At 32.8% G+C, this 19,677-nt stretch carries 21 protein-coding genes and 1 tRNA gene; 9 read left to right on the top strand and 13 right to left on the bottom strand.

Annotated elements, in window-relative coordinates; genetic code table 11:
- The first annotated feature begins 20 nt into the window (after positions 1-20).
- The 4 genes from Q0772_RS09465 to Q0772_RS09450 are packed head-to-tail and all read left to right on the top strand — an operon-like array spanning position 21 to position 4,201.
- Positions 21-1,160: an ABC transporter substrate-binding protein gene (locus Q0772_RS09465; protein ID WP_298343470.1), complete on the top strand. Its 1,140-nt coding sequence runs from the start codon at positions 21-23 to the stop codon at positions 1,158-1,160.
- Between the two features lie 3 nt (positions 1,161-1,163).
- Complete coding sequence (locus Q0772_RS09460; RefSeq protein WP_298343467.1) at positions 1,164-1,934, top strand: enoyl-CoA hydratase/isomerase family protein; 771 nt, start codon at positions 1,164-1,166, stop codon at positions 1,932-1,934.
- Positions 1,935-1,936: 2 nt separating this feature from the next.
- On the top strand, positions 1,937-3,124 hold the full coding sequence (locus Q0772_RS09455) for a CoA transferase (protein ID WP_298343464.1): 1,188 nt from the start codon (positions 1,937-1,939) through the stop codon (positions 3,122-3,124).
- A gap of 6 nt (positions 3,125-3,130) precedes the next feature.
- Positions 3,131-4,201, top strand: a complete 1,071-nt coding sequence (locus Q0772_RS09450) for a mannonate dehydratase (protein WP_298343461.1) — start codon at positions 3,131-3,133, stop codon at positions 4,199-4,201.
- A gap of 154 nt (positions 4,202-4,355) precedes the next feature.
- Here Q0772_RS09450 and Q0772_RS09445 read toward each other — a convergent pair.
- A tRNA-Met gene (locus Q0772_RS09445) sits at positions 4,356-4,429 on the bottom strand.
- A gap of 132 nt (positions 4,430-4,561) precedes the next feature.
- On the opposite strand from Q0772_RS09445, the gene Q0772_RS09440 reads away from it, so the two are divergent.
- Together Q0772_RS09440 and Q0772_RS09435 are read left to right on the top strand one after the other, a co-directional pair.
- Positions 4,562-4,954, top strand: coding sequence for an START-like domain-containing protein (locus Q0772_RS09440; RefSeq protein ID WP_298343458.1), 393 nt, complete (start codon positions 4,562-4,564; stop codon positions 4,952-4,954).
- A 63-nt stretch (positions 4,955-5,017) separates the two neighbouring features.
- Positions 5,018-5,860, top strand: coding sequence for an aminotransferase class IV (locus tag Q0772_RS09435; protein ID WP_298343455.1), 843 nt, complete (start codon positions 5,018-5,020; stop codon positions 5,858-5,860).
- Here Q0772_RS09435 and Q0772_RS09430 read toward each other — a convergent pair.
- The 8 genes from Q0772_RS09430 to Q0772_RS09395 form a co-directional block, all read right to left on the bottom strand.
- A complete protein-coding gene (locus Q0772_RS09430; RefSeq protein WP_298343452.1) occupies positions 5,857-6,417 on the bottom strand; it encodes a YqgE/AlgH family protein in 561 nt (186 codons plus the stop codon). The two genes, Q0772_RS09435 and Q0772_RS09430, sit on opposite strands and share 4 nt — an antisense overlap.
- Positions 6,418-6,539: 122 nt before the next feature.
- Positions 6,540-6,812 (bottom strand): HU family DNA-binding protein, encoded by a 273-nt coding sequence (locus tag Q0772_RS09425; protein WP_298343448.1) that lies wholly within the window; start codon positions 6,810-6,812, stop codon positions 6,540-6,542.
- Between the two features lie 188 nt (positions 6,813-7,000).
- Positions 7,001-7,948 (bottom strand): methionyl-tRNA formyltransferase, encoded by a 948-nt coding sequence (gene fmt, locus Q0772_RS09420; RefSeq protein ID WP_298343445.1) that lies wholly within the window; start codon positions 7,946-7,948, stop codon positions 7,001-7,003.
- Between the two features lie 379 nt (positions 7,949-8,327).
- Positions 8,328-9,035 carry a class I SAM-dependent methyltransferase gene (locus Q0772_RS09415; protein WP_298343443.1) on the bottom strand — a complete coding sequence of 236 codons (708 nt, stop codon included), beginning with the start codon at positions 9,033-9,035 and terminating at the stop codon, positions 8,328-8,330.
- Between the two features lie 11 nt (positions 9,036-9,046).
- Positions 9,047-9,787, bottom strand: a complete 741-nt coding sequence (locus tag Q0772_RS09410) for a glucose 1-dehydrogenase (RefSeq protein ID WP_298343440.1) — start codon at positions 9,785-9,787, stop codon at positions 9,047-9,049.
- Positions 9,788-9,858: 71 nt separating this feature from the next.
- Positions 9,859-10,425, bottom strand: coding sequence for a cyclic nucleotide-binding domain-containing protein (locus Q0772_RS09405; RefSeq protein ID WP_298343437.1), 567 nt, complete (start codon positions 10,423-10,425; stop codon positions 9,859-9,861).
- Positions 10,426-10,577: 152 nt separating this feature from the next.
- Entirely contained in the window at positions 10,578-12,482 is a 1,905-nt protein-coding gene (locus Q0772_RS09400; protein ID WP_298343433.1) for a RecQ family ATP-dependent DNA helicase, read from the bottom strand.
- Between the two features lies 1 nt (position 12,483).
- Complete coding sequence (locus tag Q0772_RS09395; protein ID WP_298343430.1) at positions 12,484-13,023, bottom strand: ATP-binding protein; 540 nt, start codon at positions 13,021-13,023, stop codon at positions 12,484-12,486.
- Between the two features lie 265 nt (positions 13,024-13,288).
- On the opposite strand from Q0772_RS09395, the gene Q0772_RS09390 reads away from it, so the two are divergent.
- The 3 genes from Q0772_RS09390 to murA all read left to right on the top strand — a co-directional run bounded on the left by Q0772_RS09390 (position 13,289) and on the right by murA (position 15,621).
- Positions 13,289-13,582: a DUF493 family protein gene (locus Q0772_RS09390; RefSeq protein WP_298343428.1), complete on the top strand. Its 294-nt coding sequence runs from the start codon at positions 13,289-13,291 to the stop codon at positions 13,580-13,582.
- 65 nt (positions 13,583-13,647) lie between these two features.
- On the top strand, positions 13,648-14,304 hold the full coding sequence (locus Q0772_RS09385) for a DUF4290 domain-containing protein (RefSeq protein ID WP_298343425.1): 657 nt from the start codon (positions 13,648-13,650) through the stop codon (positions 14,302-14,304).
- Positions 14,305-14,310: 6 nt separating this feature from the next.
- A complete protein-coding gene (gene murA, locus Q0772_RS09380) occupies positions 14,311-15,621 on the top strand; it encodes a UDP-N-acetylglucosamine 1-carboxyvinyltransferase (RefSeq protein WP_298343422.1) in 1,311 nt (436 codons plus the stop codon).
- On the opposite strand, the gene Q0772_RS09375 is transcribed toward murA, so the two are convergent.
- The 4 genes from Q0772_RS09375 to Q0772_RS09360 form a co-directional block, all read right to left on the bottom strand.
- Positions 15,618-15,851: a hypothetical protein gene (locus Q0772_RS09375; RefSeq protein WP_298343420.1), complete on the bottom strand. Its 234-nt coding sequence runs from the start codon at positions 15,849-15,851 to the stop codon at positions 15,618-15,620. The two genes, murA and Q0772_RS09375, sit on opposite strands and share 4 nt — an antisense overlap.
- 85 nt (positions 15,852-15,936) lie before the next feature.
- Complete coding sequence (locus tag Q0772_RS09370) at positions 15,937-16,320, bottom strand: hypothetical protein (protein WP_298343417.1); 384 nt, start codon at positions 16,318-16,320, stop codon at positions 15,937-15,939.
- 98 nt (positions 16,321-16,418) lie between these two features.
- Entirely contained in the window at positions 16,419-17,048 is a 630-nt protein-coding gene (locus Q0772_RS09365) for an SGNH/GDSL hydrolase family protein (RefSeq protein WP_298343415.1), read from the bottom strand.
- A gap of 198 nt (positions 17,049-17,246) precedes the next feature.
- Positions 17,247-19,472 carry a M1 family metallopeptidase gene (locus Q0772_RS09360; RefSeq protein ID WP_298343412.1) on the bottom strand — a complete coding sequence of 742 codons (2,226 nt, stop codon included), beginning with the start codon at positions 19,470-19,472 and terminating at the stop codon, positions 17,247-17,249.
- Positions 19,473-19,677 lie beyond the last annotated feature (205 nt).

The raw sequence follows: 19,677 nt of genomic DNA, 5'->3' as shown, positions 1-19,677 counted from the left end.
CACAAGTAAAGCAATCTAAAATGATTGAATTAAAAGGCATTGCGTGGGATCATCCAAGAGGTTACGAACCCTTAATCGCAACAACTAAAGCATTTAAAAAGACAAATCCCAAGGTAAATATTCAATGGGATGTTCGCTCTTTAAAAGAATTTGGAGATACGCCTATAGAAGATTTAATCGATAAGTACGATTTTATAACTATTGACCATCCTTACATGGGGCAAGCCGATAAAAATGGATTGTTACTTAAATTGGAAACATGTATTCCATCAGAAGAATTGCAAATATTAAAAGCTGACGTTTTAGGCAAATGCTATGATATTTATAATTATAACAGTTGTTTTTATGCAACACCAATAGATGCAGCGGCTTTGGTGGCTTCATATAGAAAAGACCTTCTTAAAAATACAGGTTTAAACTTGCCAAAAAACCGTGACGAACTCAAAGCGTTTTATAAAAAATTACCATCACAGTTTTCAGTAGCATGGGCACTATGTCCAACCGATATCTGGTGTACATTTCTAAGCCTTTGTGCTCAGAATTATGGTAAAGATTTTATTCAAAACAAACATATAAACACGCAAGTTGGAGTGGAGGCATTAGACGATATAAAGTTTCATGCAACGCATAGTCATCCAGAGTCTTTAAATTGGAATCCTATTCAAATATTATACAAAATGGGTAATGAAGATGAAATCATTTATTCACCGTACTTATTTGGATACACCAACTATTCCCGAAAAAATTACACCAAAAACATCGTGCATTTCACCAATAGTCCAGTTGGCCGGCAACAAAACGTGTCAACAATAATGGGAGGTGTAGGACTAGCAGTGTCAGCTTTATGTAAGCACCCTTCAATAGCTGCAAATTTTGTGATGTATGCCGCAAGTGCAGCTATTCAAAAAGGTGTTTTTACTTTAAATGGAGGGCAACCCGCAAGTAAAATTGCTTGGGAAAATGCAGAGAACAACGTGCTGTGTAATAACTTTTTTAAAGACACTAAGTTAACCATTGAAAACGCTTATATACGCCCACAACATCCAGGATGGAATCAATTTCAAGAGCAAGGTGCAGATATTATCCATGAAGGGATATTGAAAAATATAAGCTCTGAAATTATCATGAAAGATTTAAACGAATTTTATAAATCGATTTAATAAATGAAAGTATTTAAAACGATACAAATTGAAGTTATAGATAAAATAGCTGTCTTGAAATTTAATCGTTCAAGTCAATTAAATGCCATGAATCGCTTGATGATGGATGAAATTGTTGAAGGTATCCGATGGATCAATTCAAATAATAAAGTAAACGTCGCTGTCATAACCGGAGAAGGAAGAGCGTTTATGGCTGGAGCCGATATTAAAGAATATGGCAGTCAAACTGCTGAAGAGTTTGATGCGTTTCAGGAAAAAGGAATGCAATTGTATGATGCTATAGAACATGCATCAAAACCATGGGTTGCCGCCGTAAACGGTTTTGCGCTAGGGGGTGGTTTTGAAATTGCCTTGTCTTGTGATATGATTGTAGCTTCAGAAGATGCCAAAATGGGGTTGCCAGAAGTGTTTTTAAGATTAATTCCTGGTGGTGGTGGCACACAACGATTGATTCAAAAGATAGGCGTAAACCGTGTTAAGGAAATGCTGTTTTTAGGAGAGCAATACGATGCTAAAACCTTAAACAATTGGGGTATTGTTAACGTCATATTTTCAAATGATGACTTTCTTTCTCAGGCTATGGATTACGCGAGTAAATTATCTAGAAGACCACGGCAGTCTATTGCGCAGTTGAAACGCTTGGTAAACTTGAGTACTACGGCAACCCCTTTTGAAGAACGCATAAACAATGAAGCACGCACCGTTAAAAAATTGTTTTTGCATGATGAAGCACAACAGGCCATTCAAAGTTTTATAAAAAAATCAGAAAAATAACTATGGAACAAAACGGACCATTAAAAGGATTAGTTGTTGCCGATTTTTCACAATTAGCACAAGGCCCTTGGGCAACACAGATGTTAGGAGACATGGGTGCGGAAATCATAAAAATAGAGCCTCCAAAAGGCGATTGGTTAAGGCATTATGCGTATGGGAATTTGTATCCAAAAGGCGAGAGTATTTCGTTTATTAGCTTCAACAGAAATAAAAAAAGTATTGCCCTCGATATGAAAACGGATGAGGGCAAACAAATAGCAAAAGATATTATTGCCAAAGCGGATATCCTTCTAGAAAATTTTCGCCCTGGCGTTATGGAGCGTTTGGGATTAGGCTATGAAGATATGAAAGTATTAAATCCCAAATTGGTGTATTGTTCAAGCTCGGGTTACGGTGCATCTGGCCCTTATTTAAAACGACCAGGGCAAGATTTACTGGCACAATCTATTAGTGGTGGGCCATTTCTAAATGGAAGAAAAGGAGATTTACCCGTAGTGACTGCCGTTGGACAAGCAGATTTATTAACGAGTTTATTTATTGTACAATCGATTTTGGCAGCTATTTATTCACGCAGCGTTACAGGAAAAGGACAGAAAATAGAAGCTAATTTATTGAGTTCGGCAGTAGGATTTCATACTCAGGAAATTACGGCGTTTTTACACAAAGGCGAAAATCCTGAACGTAGTGAAAGTGGTATTCCAAATCCGTGGCTTGGAGCGCCATATGGATTGTACGATACAAGTGATGGCTATATTGCTATAGGCATGAATTCTGTTCGAAAATTAGCCCAGGTCATCCGTTTGGATAAGTATGATAATGAAGCATTCGATTCAAATAATATTATAGAAGGAAGGGATGAGATTCGTAATGACTTCAATGCTATTTTTAAAACAAAAACTACTACCGAATGGTTAGATATATTGCTAGCAGAAGATATTTGGTGTTCCCAAGTTAATAGTTTTAAAGAGATGGTAGAAGACCCTCAGATACAGCACAACAACATGATTTTAGAATATGAACATCCTACGATAGGTAAAGTGAAAACTACAGGTTTTCCTGTTCAATTTAGTGATACACCACAAAAAATTGATAAACCAGCGCCATTATTAAATCAACATGCCGAAGAGATATTGAAACACTTTAGTAGCTATACAGATGAAGAGATTAAAGCATTTTTAAAACAAAAATAGTATAAGATGAAACTAGGATTTGGATTATACCGTCACATGCTCAATGAACAGCATTATAAGTTTGCAAAACAATGTGGTGCTACACATTTAGTGGTACACATGGTAGATTATTTTGGTAATGCAGACAACAGTAAATCTAACGCCAACCAACCTATTGGAGGCGATAGAGGTTGGGGTAAAGCAGGTAATGGCGAGCTATGGACTTTAGAAGAACTTCTTAAAATTAAAAAAGAGATAAATAGTCATGGTTTGGAATGGTATGCTATAGAAAATTTCGACCCTTCTATTTGGCATGATATTCTTTTGGATGGCCCGAAAAAAGCAGCACAAATAGAATTGGTTAAAGAGCAGATTCGTATTGTTGGTAAAGCAGGAATACCTGTTTTTGGATACAATTTTTCTTTAGCAGGCGTCTCTAGTAGAGTTGAAAAACCATTTGCCAGAGGAGGCGCTGTTTCTGTTGGGATGGAAGGTTCAGTAGATGAAACCCCTATTCCTAATGGGATGGTTTGGAACATGGTCTATGATGAAAATGCTCCGGAAGGAACAGTAGAACGCGTATCTCATGATACCTTATGGGAAAGGTTGCAGTATTTTCTAGATGAAATTATACCTGTTGCAGAAAAAGCGGGTGTGAAAATGGCGGCACACCCAGACGACCCACCAATGCCCTATGTTAGAAACACACCGCGATTGGTTTATCAACCAGATATGTATCAGCGTCTTATAGACATGCAACCCAGTGAAAGTAATAATCTTGAATTTTGCTTAGGCACCATAGCAGAAATGACAGATGGCAGCGTTTACGAAGCAACAAATCAGTATAGTAAACAAAATAAAATTGCTTATATCCATTTTAGAAATGTAGTAGGTAAGGTACCTAATTATAAAGAGGTATTTGTGGATGAAGGAGATATTGATATGTTTAAAATTTTAGAAATTTTAAAACAGAATAATTTTGAAGGCATTTTAATTCCCGACCATACACCGCAAATGAGTTGTGATGGTTCTTGGTACGCAGGTATGGCTTATGCAATGGGCTTTATGAAAGCAGCTTTAAGGGCTGTGAATGAGTAATAAAAGTAACAAATAAGCTATACATTTAGAAGAAATTTAAAAGTCTAAAAAAGAAGTTTAATATGGTTACTAGCGCTTTTAAAAATATTAAAAATAAAATCTTGGTAGTTCCTGGAATTTAAAAAAGCCAAGAATTAAATTCTTGGCTTTTTAGTAGCGAGAGGGGGGCACGATCCCCCGACCTCCGGGTTATGAATCCGACGCTCTAACCAACTGAGCTACCTCGCCATTTTGAGGTTGCAAATATAACAACAAATTTAAAGTGCGCAAACATAACTTGTGCAAAATATTATGAAAAATAATTGTAAATCTTATCAATTAATGTATATATTGAGCAACGCTTAATTTTAAAAACAAATAATGGACGACAAAGTTAAATTTGAAATAGAATTTCCTATTCATGCTTCACCACAATTATTATATCAATACATATCTACACCGTCTGGTTTATCTGAATGGTTCTCAGATAATGTAAATTCTCGTGGAGAGTTGTTTACATTTATTTGGGATGATAGCGAAGAACAGGCAAAATTATTAAGTAAGAAAAGTGGAGAGCGTGTTAAGTTTAGATGGTTGGCTGATGAAGAAGATGATTTATCATGCTATTTTGAAATTAGAATTCAAGTAGATGAAATCACTAAAGATGTCTCTTTAATGGTTACAGATTTTGCTGATGATGATGAGGTTGATGAAGCAAAAATGCTTTGGGAAAATCAAATTTCAGATTTAAAACAAGTACTAGGTTCTGTATAATTAAAACCTATTTTAATCTTATATTTGTCCGCGCTTAACGTATTAAAGTAGCGGACTTTTTTTATGATAAATTTTGATGGCTCTATTTTAGAGAATAATACTCACGTTTCCATAGCCAATAGGGGTTATGCTTATGGAGATGCTTTGTTTGAAACAATCAAAGTAGTAAATGGAAAGATATTATTTTGGGAAGATCATTATTTTAGATTAATAGCTTCAATGCGTATTATGCGCATGGAAATTCCTATGAACTTTACCATGGAATTTTTAGAAAGTGAAATTCACAAAACCATAGAGGCTAATTCATTATCTCAGGTGTCATCAAGAATTAAGCTACAAGTACACAGAAAAGAGGGTGGTTTATATACTCCAGAAACAAATCATATTAATTTTGTGATTTCAGTAAAACCTATATCTGAAGACTTTTATTTATTGAATGAAGATTTTTATGAAGTTGACTTATTCAAAGATTATTATGTGTCTCCAAGTTTGCTTTCAACTTTAAAAACGAATAACAAGGCTTTAAACGTTGTAGCTAGCATTTATGCAAAAGAAAATAGTTTGAATAATTGCTTGTTATTAAACACCAATAAACAGGTTGTTGAGGCCTTAAATGGTAATGTGTTTTTGGTAAAAGGCAATAAGATAAAAACAGCTCCTTTAAGTGATGGGTGTTTAAAAGGAGTAATGCGAACTCAAGTTTTAGGTATTATTGAAAAAACTCCAGAATTTGAGTTAGTTGAAGATTCTATCTCTCCGTTTGAAATTCAAAAAGCTGATGAATTATTTATAACAAATGTAATCACAGGCATTCAACCCGTTAGTAAGTATAGAAAAAAGATATTCAGTAATTCTACAAGTAAGACTATACTTCAGAAGCTAAATGTAAAAATAAGATTAACTTAGTTATAACTAGGGTTTTCTGGAGCATTAGACCAGATGCTGTATTCGCCTCCAAACTCAAGCATTTTTTCTTTCCAAAATGTTTCGTAGTCTTTTTCTATGATATTCTTTTTGTAAATATTTTCAGTTACAACCCAAGAACTTGCTTTTAGCTCATTCTCTAACTGACTCGATTCCCAACCCGAGTAACCCAAGAAAAACTTAATATCGTTTTCCTTTATGGTATTGTTTTTAATAAGTTCTGCAACTTTTGTAAAATCTCCACCCCAAAAAATACCTAGAGATATTTCTATGCTATTTGGAATAAGGTGTGGTATTTTATGAATAAAGTATAAGTTGTCTTGTTCCACAGGGCCTCCGTTGTATACCTTAAAAGTGGCCTCAACTTCAGGGATTAAATCATTTATATTGTATTCAAGAGGCTTGTTAAGAATAAAACCAATAGAACCTTCATCAGAATGGTCAGCAAGCAAAACGATAGAACGATTAAATGAAACATCACCTATAATTGCAGGTTCAGCGATTAATAAATCTCCTTTTTTGGGTTTTGTTGTAACCATGTTTTTTGAGGAATTAATAATTAAATCTAATATTTATTTATTAAAAATGCAACTCAAAGTAAAATATATAAAAAAAGCTTCCAATATATGGAAGCTTTTTATATGGTATAATAACTAATTAATTAGTTTACTGCACTTGATAAATCAGATCCAGCTTTAAACTTAACAACGTTTTTAGCTTTGATTTTGATTGTAGCACCAGTTTGAGGATTTCTTCCTTCTCTTGCTGCTCTTTTAGACACTGACCAAGAACCAAATCCTACTAAAGAAACTCTATTACCTTTTTGTAAAGAACCTTCAATTTCAATTAAAGCACATTCTAATGCTTTTTTTGCAGCTGCTTTAGTAATTCCAGCGTGTTCTGCCATTGCGTCGATTAAATCTGTTTTGTTCATAATATAAAATTTAATTATTAATAAATCGGTTAAACATTTTTGTTAAATCCTTTACAAATTTATACGGATTATGCAATCACGCAAGTACAGGCAAGGGAAAAACACAGTTTTGTTGATAACTTGAGACATTTGTTAATAAAGGAAGTGCTTTTTATCGATTTTTTGTCAATATCAACAGGGGTAAGGGTTTAGAGCATTTTAGCATTTTCATGAAAGGTATAACCATTTAACAGCGATTTTACATCCATAGCACGTTTCCCCGGAAGCTTAATTTCATTAATAATTATATAACCTTTTGTTACGGCAACCTTTAATTCTTTTTTTGATGCTACAATAGTCCCATTGCTTAGAGCATGATTATCCAATTCTTTATCAACTTTATATACCTTAATATCTAAATCATCATCTCCATTAATTAATGTACACCACGCAGCAGGATAAGGCGATAGTCCACGAATATGATTATAAATGTGATCAATAGAAGCCGTCCAATCAATTTTACAATTATCTCTATTAAGTTTGTAAGCCGTTTTTATGTTTTTCGTTTCAGTTTGAGGTATCGTTTTTACATCACCTTCCTCGATAGATTTTACCGTTTTTAAAACCAATTGGCTACCAATAGCCATGAGTTTATCATGTAGGCTCCCAGCATTCTCATCTGGTTTAATGTCAATATCTTCTTGAAGAATCATATCGCCAGTATCTATTTTCTCATCAATAAAAAAAGTTGAAACCCCAGTTTTTGTTTCCCCATTAATAATAGCCCAATTTATTGGTGCCGCACCTCTATAGTTAGGTAATAACGAAGCGTGTAAATTAAACGTCCCAAATTCTGGCATTTGCCAAACCACTTTAGGTAACATCCTAAAAGCTACAACTATTTGTAGGTTTGCACGTAACGCTTTTAATTCTTCAAGAAAATCTTCGTTTTTTAAGTTTGTAGGCTGCAAAATATTTAAGTCTTGAGATTTTGCATACTTTTTTACAGCACTTTCATTAAGTTTTCTACCACGTCCAGCAGGTTTGTCAGGAGCCGTAATTACACCTACAATATCATAATTATGTTCTACCAGAGTTTTTAAAGTAGCCACCGCAAAATCTGGCGTACCCATAAAAACAATTCTTAATTTTTTCATTTATTTTTATATTTTAAAATTTGGGCGTTACCCCGAAAAGGGGGCGGGCTATCCGTTACAAGTCCTCGCTTTTGCGCTAAGGCGAAAAAGCTGTGGGCTTTCCTCTACTATCCCTAACGCGGGCATATCTGCAAACTTCTGTTTTTTATTTGGATTTTTTTAATTTTTGGAGAGTTTCGTTTAGCGTTCAGTATAAGAAACGTAGGGCAGGTGAAAAGCACTATCGTTTGGGTTTATTACTTAGCCAAATATAATATTTTGCTTTTATCTTTTTTGTTGAAAATGCTATATTTTATATTTGGCGACTTTAAAAAATAAAAGGACATTCGATTAAGTACCAAATGCCCTATGTTTTTTATACATTGTTGTGTGTAGGTTTTTATTTAATACCTCCAAACGCACCAAAGCACATATTTTTGTGTAAAATTTCAGTCTTTTTGAAACCTACTTTTCTCATTAATTCTAGCTGATAAGTCATTGACCTAGGTGAATCTTCTTTCTCTACATAATCTAGAACTTTATCTCTGTATTCCTTTCCGTCTATACTTTCTAGATAATCGCCATAGCGTTCCCAAGTATATTCATTAACAGTATTAGTTTCTTGAGTTATTAAGTCTGAAATCATTAAACATCCCCCTGGTTTAAGTAAATTATATAGTTTATTAAAAGTAGTTTCCCAGTCGTTGTCATCTCGTAGATGGTGCAATACTGCTCCAGCTAATATAATGTCAAAACTTTTTTCTTTTAACTCTACTTCACGAATGTCTCCTTGGATAGTTTCTACTTTATTGTTGGTTTTGGCAGAGACTCTTTCCTTTGCTTTATCTAACATAGGTTTGCTCAAATCAACTAAAGTACAGTTTAAGTTAGCTATTTTAGTTAACATTTTCAAACTATAATTCCCTGCTCCACAACCTATATCTAATAAGTTTTTAGCATTAGGTACAATTCTTTTAGAAGCTTCGGTTAAAAGTTCAAGAGATATTTTTGCATCAATTGTAGCTACTTGACCAGTATCTAGATTTGAAAATCTTTCGACATCATTATCAAAACGTTCTTTTATTTCTTTTACTGTTGATTTTATCATTGTTTATTTTTTTATTCAAAACCTCCTGAAACACCTATTTTTTGCCCTGTAATCCAAGAAGAATCATCGGAAGCTAAAAAGACAGCTAATTCAGAGATGTCCTTAGGCTGTCCAATTCTCCCCAATGAAGTGTTTGCGACTACAAAATTTTCTATCTCTGTTCCTGCAATTTGATTTCCTTCTGTTTGAGTTGGACCAGGCAAAATTGAATTTACGCGAATGTTTTTTGCACCTAATTCTTTTGATAATGTTTGAGTAATAGAATCTACAGCACTTTTACTAGCAGAATAAACTACGGACATAGGTGTAGGTTTAACACTTGCAATAGAGCTAATATTTATAATGCTGGCACCATTTTTATTGAAAATTTTTAATGCCTCTTGAATACAAATTATTGTACTTAAAACATTGTTGCTAAATTGATGGTAAAATTCTTTTTCGGTAACAACCTCTATGGGTTCAAAATTATATACCCCAGCATTATTTATTAGTATATCAAGATTTCCAAATGCTTTATTGGATTGCTCAAATAGATTTTTTACATCTTCTGATTTTGTGATGTTAGCTTTTATAGCTATTGCAGTACCTCCGTTTTTTTTAATCGTTTTCACAACAGATTCAGCTCCGTTATGGTCTGAAAAATAATTAACGATAACTTTTGCTCCTTCTCTTGCTATTGCTTTTGCTATTTCAGCTCCAATACCTTTTGAAGCACCTGTAACTATTGCTGTTTTATTTTTTAATTTGGTCATTATCTAATTTTATTAATTTAGAATAAAACTAGAGTAATAAAAAAACAAAAAGTTTGCTCTATGACAAAAAATTACTTTTTTGCTCTTATTCGACTAAGAGTATATTGAGTGATCCCTAAAAAAGACGCAATTTGATTTTGAGGAATACGTTGAATTATTGATGGGTGTCGTTGTAATAATTTATTATATTTTGTTAGTGCGTCATCTACAAACATTTCACTTTTTAAGTTATATTTTTCAAGTAATGCTTGTTCTTTAATTAAACTTATTATTTTAGAAAAATTAACAATTTTATCTTCAAATAATTTGAAAGAGTTGTCTGTTATTGTTAGGACTGAACACCTTGTTAAAGCCTTAATGTATTCTTTTGATGGTGTTTTATTAGTAAAACTGTCTATATCTACAGCAAAATGTCCTTCTGTAGTAAAATATTGTATAAATTCATCGTCATTAGAGTTTGTTCTAACAACTTTAAACACACCATCTAATACGAAACCCAATTTTTGGCAAATTTTCCCGCGTTCAGAATAAATTTCACCTTTATTAATAGTTTCTAAATTAATATTATTTTCTATTAAATTTTGTTCTTCTAATGAAATAGGTAAGACAGAGTTTAATTTTGTTATTAATCTATTCATTTTTGGTTTTTCAGGTTTTTTTCAGCACTTATACACAGTGTTTTTACGGATATGCGTCGTTTTAATACTGAAACAAGTTCAGCACAGGTGTTTTATATCCGATGTTAAACGAAGGTAGCTGAATTTTTTACAAAGTCAAGTCATGTTATATTTTATAAATGACTTAATTTATAGGTGTTTGATGGTGTAATGCTAATAATTTGGTGCTCTAATAAGAGCTTTAAAACCGTTTTTATATCCTTGTCTTCACAATCTAAATGGGCTACTATGGCTCTGGAAGATTGTTCTCCTTTTTCTAGTAATTGAATGATGTCTTTTTTTACACTTTTTAAATCTTGTGGCTTCTTTTTCCTTTTTGTGTTTATGCAAACAGAACACACACCACAAGGTTCTAATTTTTTTTCTCCAAAATAGGCGAGGAGTTGCATACTTTTACAAACCGAATCATCCTCAATATAATCAAGCATTGCCTTAACTTGGCGTTGCTTTAGTTTGTTTTGTTGGTTTATTATAGAGGCAATTCTGTTGATGGTTTTATCATCTTCTCGCGGTTCTAAAAACGTAATTTGTGCATCGGTTTTTGCTAAGCTTAAATCAATAATTTTATCGCTTTCTAGTTTTTTAAGTGTTTGAATTATAGTGTGTTCTGTAACCGAAGCTTTTTCGGATATTTTAGATAAATCTATTTTGGTAACATGATCAAAAATACCTCCATACAAGCGCAAAATGGATTTTACTATAATACTTATATTATCATGTGTTTCTAGATATCTAAAAAGTACATTATTTGATGTTGTAAATTGGACAGTAACCTTGTTTTTAAACTGTTTGGATAAGCTTATAATGCTATTTCTGTCTAGTAACAAAATGGCATTATAGCATAAAATTGAGCTAAAATTATAGGTTTTACAAAAAGTGTTGAAATCAAAATCGAAGGTTTGGTATTCACCCTCTCCATAAGAAATTTGAAAATAGCTACAGAGTTTTCTATACACCTGTTTTACCAAATCTACATCTGGTAAAACACTTAAAAATTGATTTTTAACTAACGCTTTATCACTATCGTTTTTTAAAATTAAGGCAAAGGCTTTTTCTCCATTTCGTCCAACTCTACCAGCTTCTTGAAAGTAACTTTCTATACTTTCTGGTAAGTTTAAATGTATAACTGTTTTTACATCTGGCTTATCAATACCCATACCAAAGGCATTAGTAGCGACCATAACTTGTTTTTGGTTGTTTAACCACCCCAACATGTTGGTGTCTTTCTCAATATTTGAGAGTCCACCATGATAGTGGGTTGCTGTAATGTTTTTTGAGTTTAAAAACGCACTAAGCTCTAAGGTTAGTTTTCTGTTTCTAACATATATAATAGACGATTCGGGATTCTTTTTTAAGATGATTTCAAGACGATGATGTTTATCGTTTTCATGAAACACCATGTATGCCAAATTGGGTCTTAAAAACGATTGCTTAAAGATTTTTGGGTTTATAAAATCGAGTTCTTTTACAATGTCTTGTACTACATCTGGTTTTGCAGAAGCTGTTAAGGCTACCACATTTACACTAGGCTGTAGTTGCCTTAATATGGTTATGTTTTTGTATGCTGGCCTAAAATCGCTTCCCCATTGTGAGATACAATGTGCTTCGTCTACTGCAATGAGGTTAACATGCATTTGTCTAATCCTATCTTGAACGAGTTCTTGTTGTAAACGTTCTGGCGAGAGGTAGAGAAATTTATAGTTGCCATATATACAATTGTCTAATAACGTGTCTAATTGCTTATAACTGATACCACTTGTAATGGTCATGGCTTTGATGCCTTTGTTGTTTAAGGTTTGCACTTGATCTTTCATGAGTGCAATAAGCGGCGATACCACAATACAAATGCCTTTTTTAGCTAATGCTGGGATTTGAAAACATAATGATTTTCCGCCACCTGTTGGGAGCAGAACAAAAGTATCTTCGCCCTCAATCACTGAATTGATTATGGCTTCTTGCTCTGGCCTAAAACTAGTAAACTTCCAATAACGCTCTAATATGTTAATGGGGTGTGCCATACTACATGTTTAGTGTTTTGAGAATAAAGTTTGTTCGGTTTTCTACCGTGTCAAAAGGCACATCAATTAACTCATAATTGTAGTTTTGGTAAGTGTTTACTAAATGGTCGTGTATTTTTAAAGCTTGCTCAAAATTTTCGTAACGTTCGTTATCACTTTTATAGATGGCTTCCCAGGGTTTTAAAATAAATACACTGTTGTATGTTGAATTTTTACAGGCTTGTACAAAGTTTTTTGGATAAGCATCTCCAATATAATCCATGTATGCTAATACATCTGGAATACCTCTATCGAAAAAAACGGTTTGGTTTTTATAGATGTTTGCATCGATATATTGTTTTTGTCTGCCTTTTAATAGGAGTTCGCTAAATAGTAATGGGTTGGTTAAAAACAATTGGTCTATACCTTGTTTTTGGGCATCGAGGGTGACTTGACGTGAAATTTCTTCAAGACAAATGTGTCCTTTTTCTATCAGGTTATTGATTAGTGTAGATTTTCCAGTACCTGGTCCTCCAGTGATGACTATTTTTTTTGTGCTCAACCTTAAATATTTGCTGTAAAAATCGGTATTTATATGTTGAAAAAAAAGTGGAGTAGAAACTAATGCAAATATGTAGTGACTTTTGGTTATGTTTTTGTTGGCAGGTTTGTGCGCTAAGGATTGAAGCGGCATCCTTTTTTGAGGCACGAGAAAAAGATATAGCGTAAAGCCAGACCCCTTTTTTGGGGTAGCGCCCAAATAATTAATTACTTAATATTTTAAAATGTATTTTGGAGCCGTATATTTGCACTTTATTTTTACATTTATGAGCACACCTCCAAATTCTGAAGAGTTTTACAAGAAATTAAAAACGCAATTGCAAGATACGGCACTATGGCCTACCGAGTATTTGTACAAATTTATTGTGATTTCTGATAAGATGAAGATTAAGGATATTGCTTCTATTTTTAATCATTTAGGTGCTGTAATTGAGACAAAAGAATCGAAAAACGGTAAGTATACAAGCGTTTCTATAAACGTGAGAATGAAAAACCCAGATGCAGTAATTGAAAAATACAAAGAAGTGGCAGAAAAAGTAGAAGGCGTAATTAGTCTTTAGTTTTTTTTTGTATTTTGCGCAGGCACAAGAACTACGTGTAAAACATTTAACTCTACACATTTATTTTGATAGATAACTTAGAATATAACACAGAGCGTGAACATTTAATTATTCCCGAATATGGGCGTCATTTGCAAAAAATGATTAATCATGCTAAAACTATAGAAACTAAAGAGGAACGTAATAAGGTGGCTAAGGCTATAATTTCTGTGATGGGAAATATGCAACCACATTTAAGAGATGTTCCAGATTTTCAGCATAAACTTTGGGATCAACTTTTTATAATGGCTAATTTTGAGTTGGATGTAGATTCTCCTTATGAAAAGCCTACAAAAGAACTGTTTGAAGAGCGTCCAGAACCTTTAAAATACCCGCAGAATCATCCAAAATATCGTTTTTACGGAAACAATATTAAAACTATGATTGATGTAGCTAATACTTGGGAAGAAGGAGAATTAAAAGAAGCTCTGCTTTATACCATAGCAAACCACATGAAAAAGTGTTTTTTAAATTGGAATAAAGATACCGTTGAGGATGATGTGATTTTTGATCATTTATTTGAACTTTCTGGAGGGAAAATAAATTTGAAAAACTCTGATGAAGATTTATCTGAGTCTTCTAGTTTGCTTCGAACTAAGGGGAAATACTCCAACAACAATAACAATAATAATAAGAAGCACCACAAGAAAAATTCTAATAACCGCCAAAGAAAACGCTACTAAATAAGCATGGGAACATTTAAAATTGAGGGTGGTCACCGTTTAAAAGGGAAAATTCAACCGCAAGGTGCCAAAAACGAAGCATTACAAATTTTATGTGCTGTTTTATTAACTCCAGAACGTGTAACAATAAATAACATACCTGATATTGTTGATGTTAATAAGCTAATTAGTTTATTAAAAAAGCTTGGTGTTAAAGTAGAGAAAATCGGTAAAGGGTCTTATACGTTTCAAGCCGATGACGTTAATTTAGAATATTTAGAATCTGATCAATTTAAAATTGATGGTCGCGGTTTACGGGGATCTATCATGATTGTTGGACCACTTTTAGCACGTTTTGGTAAAGGTTATATTCCAAAACCAGGAGGTGATAAAATTGGTAGACGCCGTTTAGATACGCATTTTGAGGGTCTTATTAAGTTGGGAGCTAAATTTGGGTATAGCAAAGAAGAACAGTTTTATGGTGTTGAAGCTGAAAAACTTAAGGGAACTTATATGTTGCTTGAAGAAGCTTCAGTAACAGGGACTGCAAATATTTTAATGGCTGCGGTTTTAGCTGAAGGACAAACTACTATATATAATGCGGCTTGTGAGCCTTATTTACAGCAACTATGTAAAATGCTAAACAGAATGGGCGCCAAGATTAGTGGTGTTGGTTCTAATATGTTAATTATTGATGGTGTTGCTAATTTAGGTGGAACAGAGCATAGAATGCTTCCTGATATGATTGAAATAGGAAGTTGGATTGGTCTAGCCGCTATGACAAAAAGTGAATTGACCATTACCAATGTATCCTGGGAAGATTTGGGTTTAATACCTGAAACATTCAGAAAACTCGGTATTACGGTTGAAAGAAAAGGTGATGATATCTATATTCCTGCTCATACTGATGGTTACGAAATTCAGAGTTTTATTGACGGTTCTATTTTAACGATTTCTGATGCGCCTTGGCCAGGATTTACACCAGATTTATTAAGTATTATTTTGGTTGTTGCTACCCAGGCTAGAGGAAGTGTTTTAATCCATCAAAAGATGTTTGAAAGTCGTTTATTCTTTGTGGATAAATTGATAGACATGGGAGCAAAAATTATTCTTTGCGACCCACATCGTGCAACTGTAATAGGTCATGACTATAAATCTACATTAAAAGCAACAACCATGACGTCGCCTGATATTCGTGCAGGTGTATCGTTATTAATTGCTGCATTATCGGCAAAGGGAACTTCTACTATTCAAAATATTGAGCAGATTGATCGAGGGTATGAAAATATTGATGAACGCTTAAGAGCTATTGGTGCTAGAATTGAACGTGTGGATTAATTTCTAAAATTAGAATGCACTACTTTTAGGTAAGATTCAAAAGACTCGCTATCCTCTGATAGAATATCATCATATTTTAGAGCTTCTACATAATCTTTTATAACTTTTAAAGGAATATTAATATGCTGTGCTGTATTGATATGATGCTTAAATTCTATTTCTAGTGTTTTGTCTTTTTTGTTGAAGTTTAAATTTTTTATAACTGAAGGTTTTAAGTTGAGGCGTATCATAATGCATTGGTTTATAGTGCAATATATTGCTATAAACATTCAAATCAAATACGTATATATACTTATTTTGTAGTAGGTTTTCTAGCTATTTTATTTTTATCATTTCTAAAAATAGGTCTTTGGGTTGAACATCATTGCGTTTAGACACACACTTGTAACGTTCTTTAGATGTTTCTGTAATAGACACATGAAACACTTTACCTATAATGTTTGTTAAGTTTGTGGTAGATACGCTTTTGCAAGTTAAAATATAACTACAATCAGATATCCAATCAATGGTGCTTATAATCTCAATACCCGTTTTGTTATTTGTTTCTATTTGAGTGCTATCTGTTCTTGTAATTGTCCAATTGGTATATTCAGGATTTGAATATATATATTTACCTGTTTTAAATTCAAGACAAGATGTGTTTTGACAGAATAGTGTCGAGCTGAAAAGTAAGACAATTATAGAGAAATTGATTCTCATACACTGTATAGGTTGGTTGGGTAATCAAATATAAGGAATTTCTTATAAAAATACTATGTTTTTATCAAAAATAGAACCTGTTTTTATTGTTAAAATATTTATTTTAAGTATTTTCTTAGTGAGTTAAAAATAACTTGCGCCGCCACAGTAGTCCCTTTTTTTGATGGGTGAAAACTATCTTCACTGTAGTAATCAAATTTTTTGGTTTTATCGAAATATGTCTTCCAAACTTTTCCAACAGGGCATAAAATAGCGTTGTTCTCTTTAGCTGCTAGTTCATAGTTTTTAATAACATCATCAAATGTATCATAATATTGTAATGATGGCCATACCATAAAATAGGCTAAAAGGGTATTGTTTTCTTTACAGAGTTCTTTGTACTTTTTTCCATAGTTAATAAGGGTGTTTTTTCCTTTGGATTGTGAAGAAGGTCCTTGTTGAATGATAACAATATCAAATTTTTTACTAGAAATAAGTTTTTGAACTTTTCCCTCTCTCCAATGGTCTGAAAATGCATAATTTGGTAATGCAACCATTTCAAAATTTATATTATATCCAGAATACTTAGCTTTCTTTTGTATTAAAACAGGAAGGCTATTGGTATATGTTAAACTATTTCCTATATATAATATGGTGTTTATCTCAGATTTGTTTTGCGCTTCAGCATTAAACTTAAAACAAAAAAATAGTGTTAATAGAAAAAATTTTTTCAATGTATTGAAAGCCATATAGCAAAAATTATCGTTTGCTTTTTTATGTGATACATAAGTGTAGTTTATGTATTACATAAAAAATATAAATAAAAATATATTAATAGTGTGTGCTATATTTGCTTAGGGAAACGAAATATAATTTAATAATAAATAAAAATAAAATTTAGTTTAGTTTAGTTTGAGTTGATTATCAATAAGCCTTAAGAATTTTACTTAAGGCTTATTTTTTTTGGTTTTAAATTCATCAAATTCAGAAACTGATTCACTTTTTGGGAATGTATTATTATCCATATTTGTATCAGCAAATTCGAAATTTGGATCTAGATTTACTTGCTTAACTTCTTTGTCTTTAATGAAAGTTTCTTGAATTTCATATTCATTTCTTCTCCAAATGTCGGCTGGCAATGTATCTATTTCTTTGGTGCCATCTGTAAATACCCATTCAATGGTTACAGGCATTACTAATCCACCAAGGTTTTTTATAGTAACTTCATAAATGTTTTTTCCAGATACTTGCTTTCTTAAAGCGGGTTCGTCTAGCCTTGATAAAAACTGACCATATGAATTGTCTGGAGTCGATGTCATGGTAATAACTTCGGGGCCATTACTGAAGTCTTTGGAGGCTTCTTCGGCATTATTGCCATTTGCAGCTATTTTTGTTTGCGATTTACTTTTCTGATCTTCAATATTAGTGTCTTGCTCATAAACCTTAAACCATTTTACATTGCTTAATTCCATATCAACATTATCCGTTGAAAAAAACCATCCTCTATAAAACCAATCTAAATCTGTTGCTGATGCATCCTCTAAAGTTCTAAATAAGTCTGCAGGGTTTGGGTGTTTATATTTCCATCGGTTAGCATATTCTTTGAAAGCTTCATCAAAGAGCTCTTTCCCCATAACTGAGTTTCTTAATATTTGTAGGCCAACAGTTGGTTTTAAATAGAAGTTTGCGCCAAATTGAGATAATAATTCATTATCAGAATTCGTCATTATGGGTCTTAATATATTCTTGTCTCCACTCATAAACGGTACAATAGATTTTGGAGTAACACTATTCCAGCCAGGGTAACGTTCAGCAACTGTACGTTGGTGTAAAAAGGTGTTTAAACCTTCATCCATCCACATCCATTTGCGCTCATCAGAACTCACAATCATTGGAAACCAATTGTGCCCAACTTCATGAATTATTGTACCAACCATTCCTTGCCTAGCACCATCGCTAATTTTTCCATTTTTTGGTCGTCCTCCATTAAAACTAATCATAGGAAATTCCATACCTATATTAGAAGTGTTCACTGAGATGCAAACAGGATAAGGATAATCAAAGGTAGCTTCAGAATAGACCTGTAAACCATGCATGATAGCTTTGGTAGATTCTTCCTGCCATACCGGCAAACCTTCTTTTGGATAAAATGACATGGCCATAACATTATTAGATGATAGTTTTACAGCCTGTGCATCCCACATAAATTTTCTTGAAGAGGCAAATGCAAAATCTCTAACGTTTTTTGCATTAAACTTCCAAGTTTTTTGTTTTGTAGATTTTTGTTTCTCATTAGCCTCTGCTTCTTCTTTAGTAATTACCATAACAGGTTTGTCAAAAGATTTTTTAGCTTGCTCTAATCTTTTACGTTGTGTTTTGGTTAAAACAGATTCAGGATTTAGTAATGTTCCTGTTGAGGCGATAATATGATCTTCAGGCACTGTAATTTCAACTTCATAATCACCAAACTCTAGAGCAAATTCTCCCAATTTTTGAAATTGTTGATTTTGCCATCCTTCAGTATCATTATAAACAGCCATTCTTGGGAACCAATGTGCAATTAAATACACTGTATTATCATCCTCTGGGAAATATTCATAACCTTCTCTGGATAATAGATACATGCTTCTATCTGTAATAGGGTAAGACCAACTTATAGATAGTTTGGTAGTTTCCCCAGATTTTAAGACATTATTTAGTTTTACTTTCATCATGGTGTTATTCACCATGGTTTTTATGTTTTTTCCATTACCATCTTTTACAGATTTTATAGAATAACCAGCAGGAAAATCTATAGCCCTAGTTAAAAATTGTAATTGTCTAGTTGTCATAGAATCTCGCATTCTGTTATTGATGCTACCAAAATCCTCATTCTCTTTTTTATTTACATTTTGTTCTAATTGAATCCAAACGTAAGTTAAATCATCAGGAGAGTTGTTGTAATAGGTTATAGTTTCTTCACCTGTAATAGTATTATTCTTTTCATCCAGAATGGCTTTAATTTTATAGTCTGCTCGTTGTTGCCAATAGGCACTTCCTGGAGCACCACTAGCAGACCTGTAAGCGTTTGGAGGAGAAATCATATTATCGATGGGCTCAAATTTACCTTTCCAGGGTTGATTTTGAGCTTGAATACTTAATGAAAAAAGAAGAAAACAAATTGTTAAACGCATGATTAATTAATTATTTAAGTTAGTCATGCACAATATAACAAATAATGAGTTGAGATTGTAGGAATTATTCAATTTGAATATGTTAAAATTATACTTATGTGAAAAGAATATTAAGCTTTATTTAATAATTGTTTAAGGTTAAAGCGTTCTGTACATTTGCAATCTTAAATTAATGAACAATAAACCTAAGTTATAGATTAAAATA

This window comes from uncultured Algibacter sp., from assembly GCF_947490405.1.
Lineage (GTDB): Bacteria > Bacteroidota > Bacteroidia > Flavobacteriales > Flavobacteriaceae > Algibacter_B.
Note: the sequence above shows the minus strand (reverse complement) of the source record. Positions and strands in the feature narration are given on the sequence as shown.

Bases quoted from the DNA above. Each gene is read 5' to 3' on its own strand.
- Q0772_RS09455 (WP_298343464.1), top strand. From the start codon at position 1,937: ATGGAACAAAACGGACCATTAAAAGGATTAGTTGTTGCCGATTTTTCA.
- Q0772_RS09465 (WP_298343470.1), top strand. From the start codon at position 21: ATGATTGAATTAAAAGGCATTGCGTGGGATCATCCAAGAGGTTACGAA.
- Q0772_RS09440 (WP_298343458.1), top strand. From the start codon at position 4,562: ATGGACGACAAAGTTAAATTTGAAATAGAATTTCCTATTCATGCTTCA.
- Q0772_RS09405 (WP_298343437.1), bottom strand. From the start codon at position 10,425: ATGAATAGATTAATAACAAAATTAAACTCTGTCTTACCTATTTCATTA.
- Q0772_RS09400 (WP_298343433.1), bottom strand. From the start codon at position 12,482: ATGGCACACCCCATTAACATATTAGAGCGTTATTGGAAGTTTACTAGT.
- fmt (WP_298343445.1), bottom strand. From the start codon at position 7,948: ATGAAAAAATTAAGAATTGTTTTTATGGGTACGCCAGATTTTGCGGTG.
- murA (WP_298343422.1), top strand. From the start codon at position 14,311: ATGGGAACATTTAAAATTGAGGGTGGTCACCGTTTAAAAGGGAAAATT.
- Q0772_RS09430 (WP_298343452.1), bottom strand. From the start codon at position 6,417: ATGGTTACAACAAAACCCAAAAAAGGAGATTTATTAATCGCTGAACCT.
- Q0772_RS09390 (WP_298343428.1), top strand. From the start codon at position 13,289: ATGAGCACACCTCCAAATTCTGAAGAGTTTTACAAGAAATTAAAAACG.
- Q0772_RS09460 (WP_298343467.1), top strand. From the start codon at position 1,164: ATGAAAGTATTTAAAACGATACAAATTGAAGTTATAGATAAAATAGCT.
- Q0772_RS09415 (WP_298343443.1), bottom strand. From the start codon at position 9,035: ATGATAAAATCAACAGTAAAAGAAATAAAAGAACGTTTTGATAATGAT.
- Q0772_RS09410 (WP_298343440.1), bottom strand. From the start codon at position 9,787: ATGACCAAATTAAAAAATAAAACAGCAATAGTTACAGGTGCTTCAAAA.
- Q0772_RS09435 (WP_298343455.1), top strand. From the start codon at position 5,018: ATGATAAATTTTGATGGCTCTATTTTAGAGAATAATACTCACGTTTCC.
- Q0772_RS09425 (WP_298343448.1), bottom strand. From the start codon at position 6,812: ATGAACAAAACAGATTTAATCGACGCAATGGCAGAACACGCTGGAATT.
- Q0772_RS09370 (WP_298343417.1), bottom strand. From the start codon at position 16,320: ATGAGAATCAATTTCTCTATAATTGTCTTACTTTTCAGCTCGACACTA.
- Q0772_RS09450 (WP_298343461.1), top strand. From the start codon at position 3,131: ATGAAACTAGGATTTGGATTATACCGTCACATGCTCAATGAACAGCAT.
- Q0772_RS09365 (WP_298343415.1), bottom strand. From the start codon at position 17,048: ATGGCTTTCAATACATTGAAAAAATTTTTTCTATTAACACTATTTTTT.
- Q0772_RS09360 (WP_298343412.1), bottom strand. From the start codon at position 19,472: ATGCGTTTAACAATTTGTTTTCTTCTTTTTTCATTAAGTATTCAAGCT.
- Q0772_RS09375 (WP_298343420.1), bottom strand. From the start codon at position 15,851: ATGATACGCCTCAACTTAAAACCTTCAGTTATAAAAAATTTAAACTTC.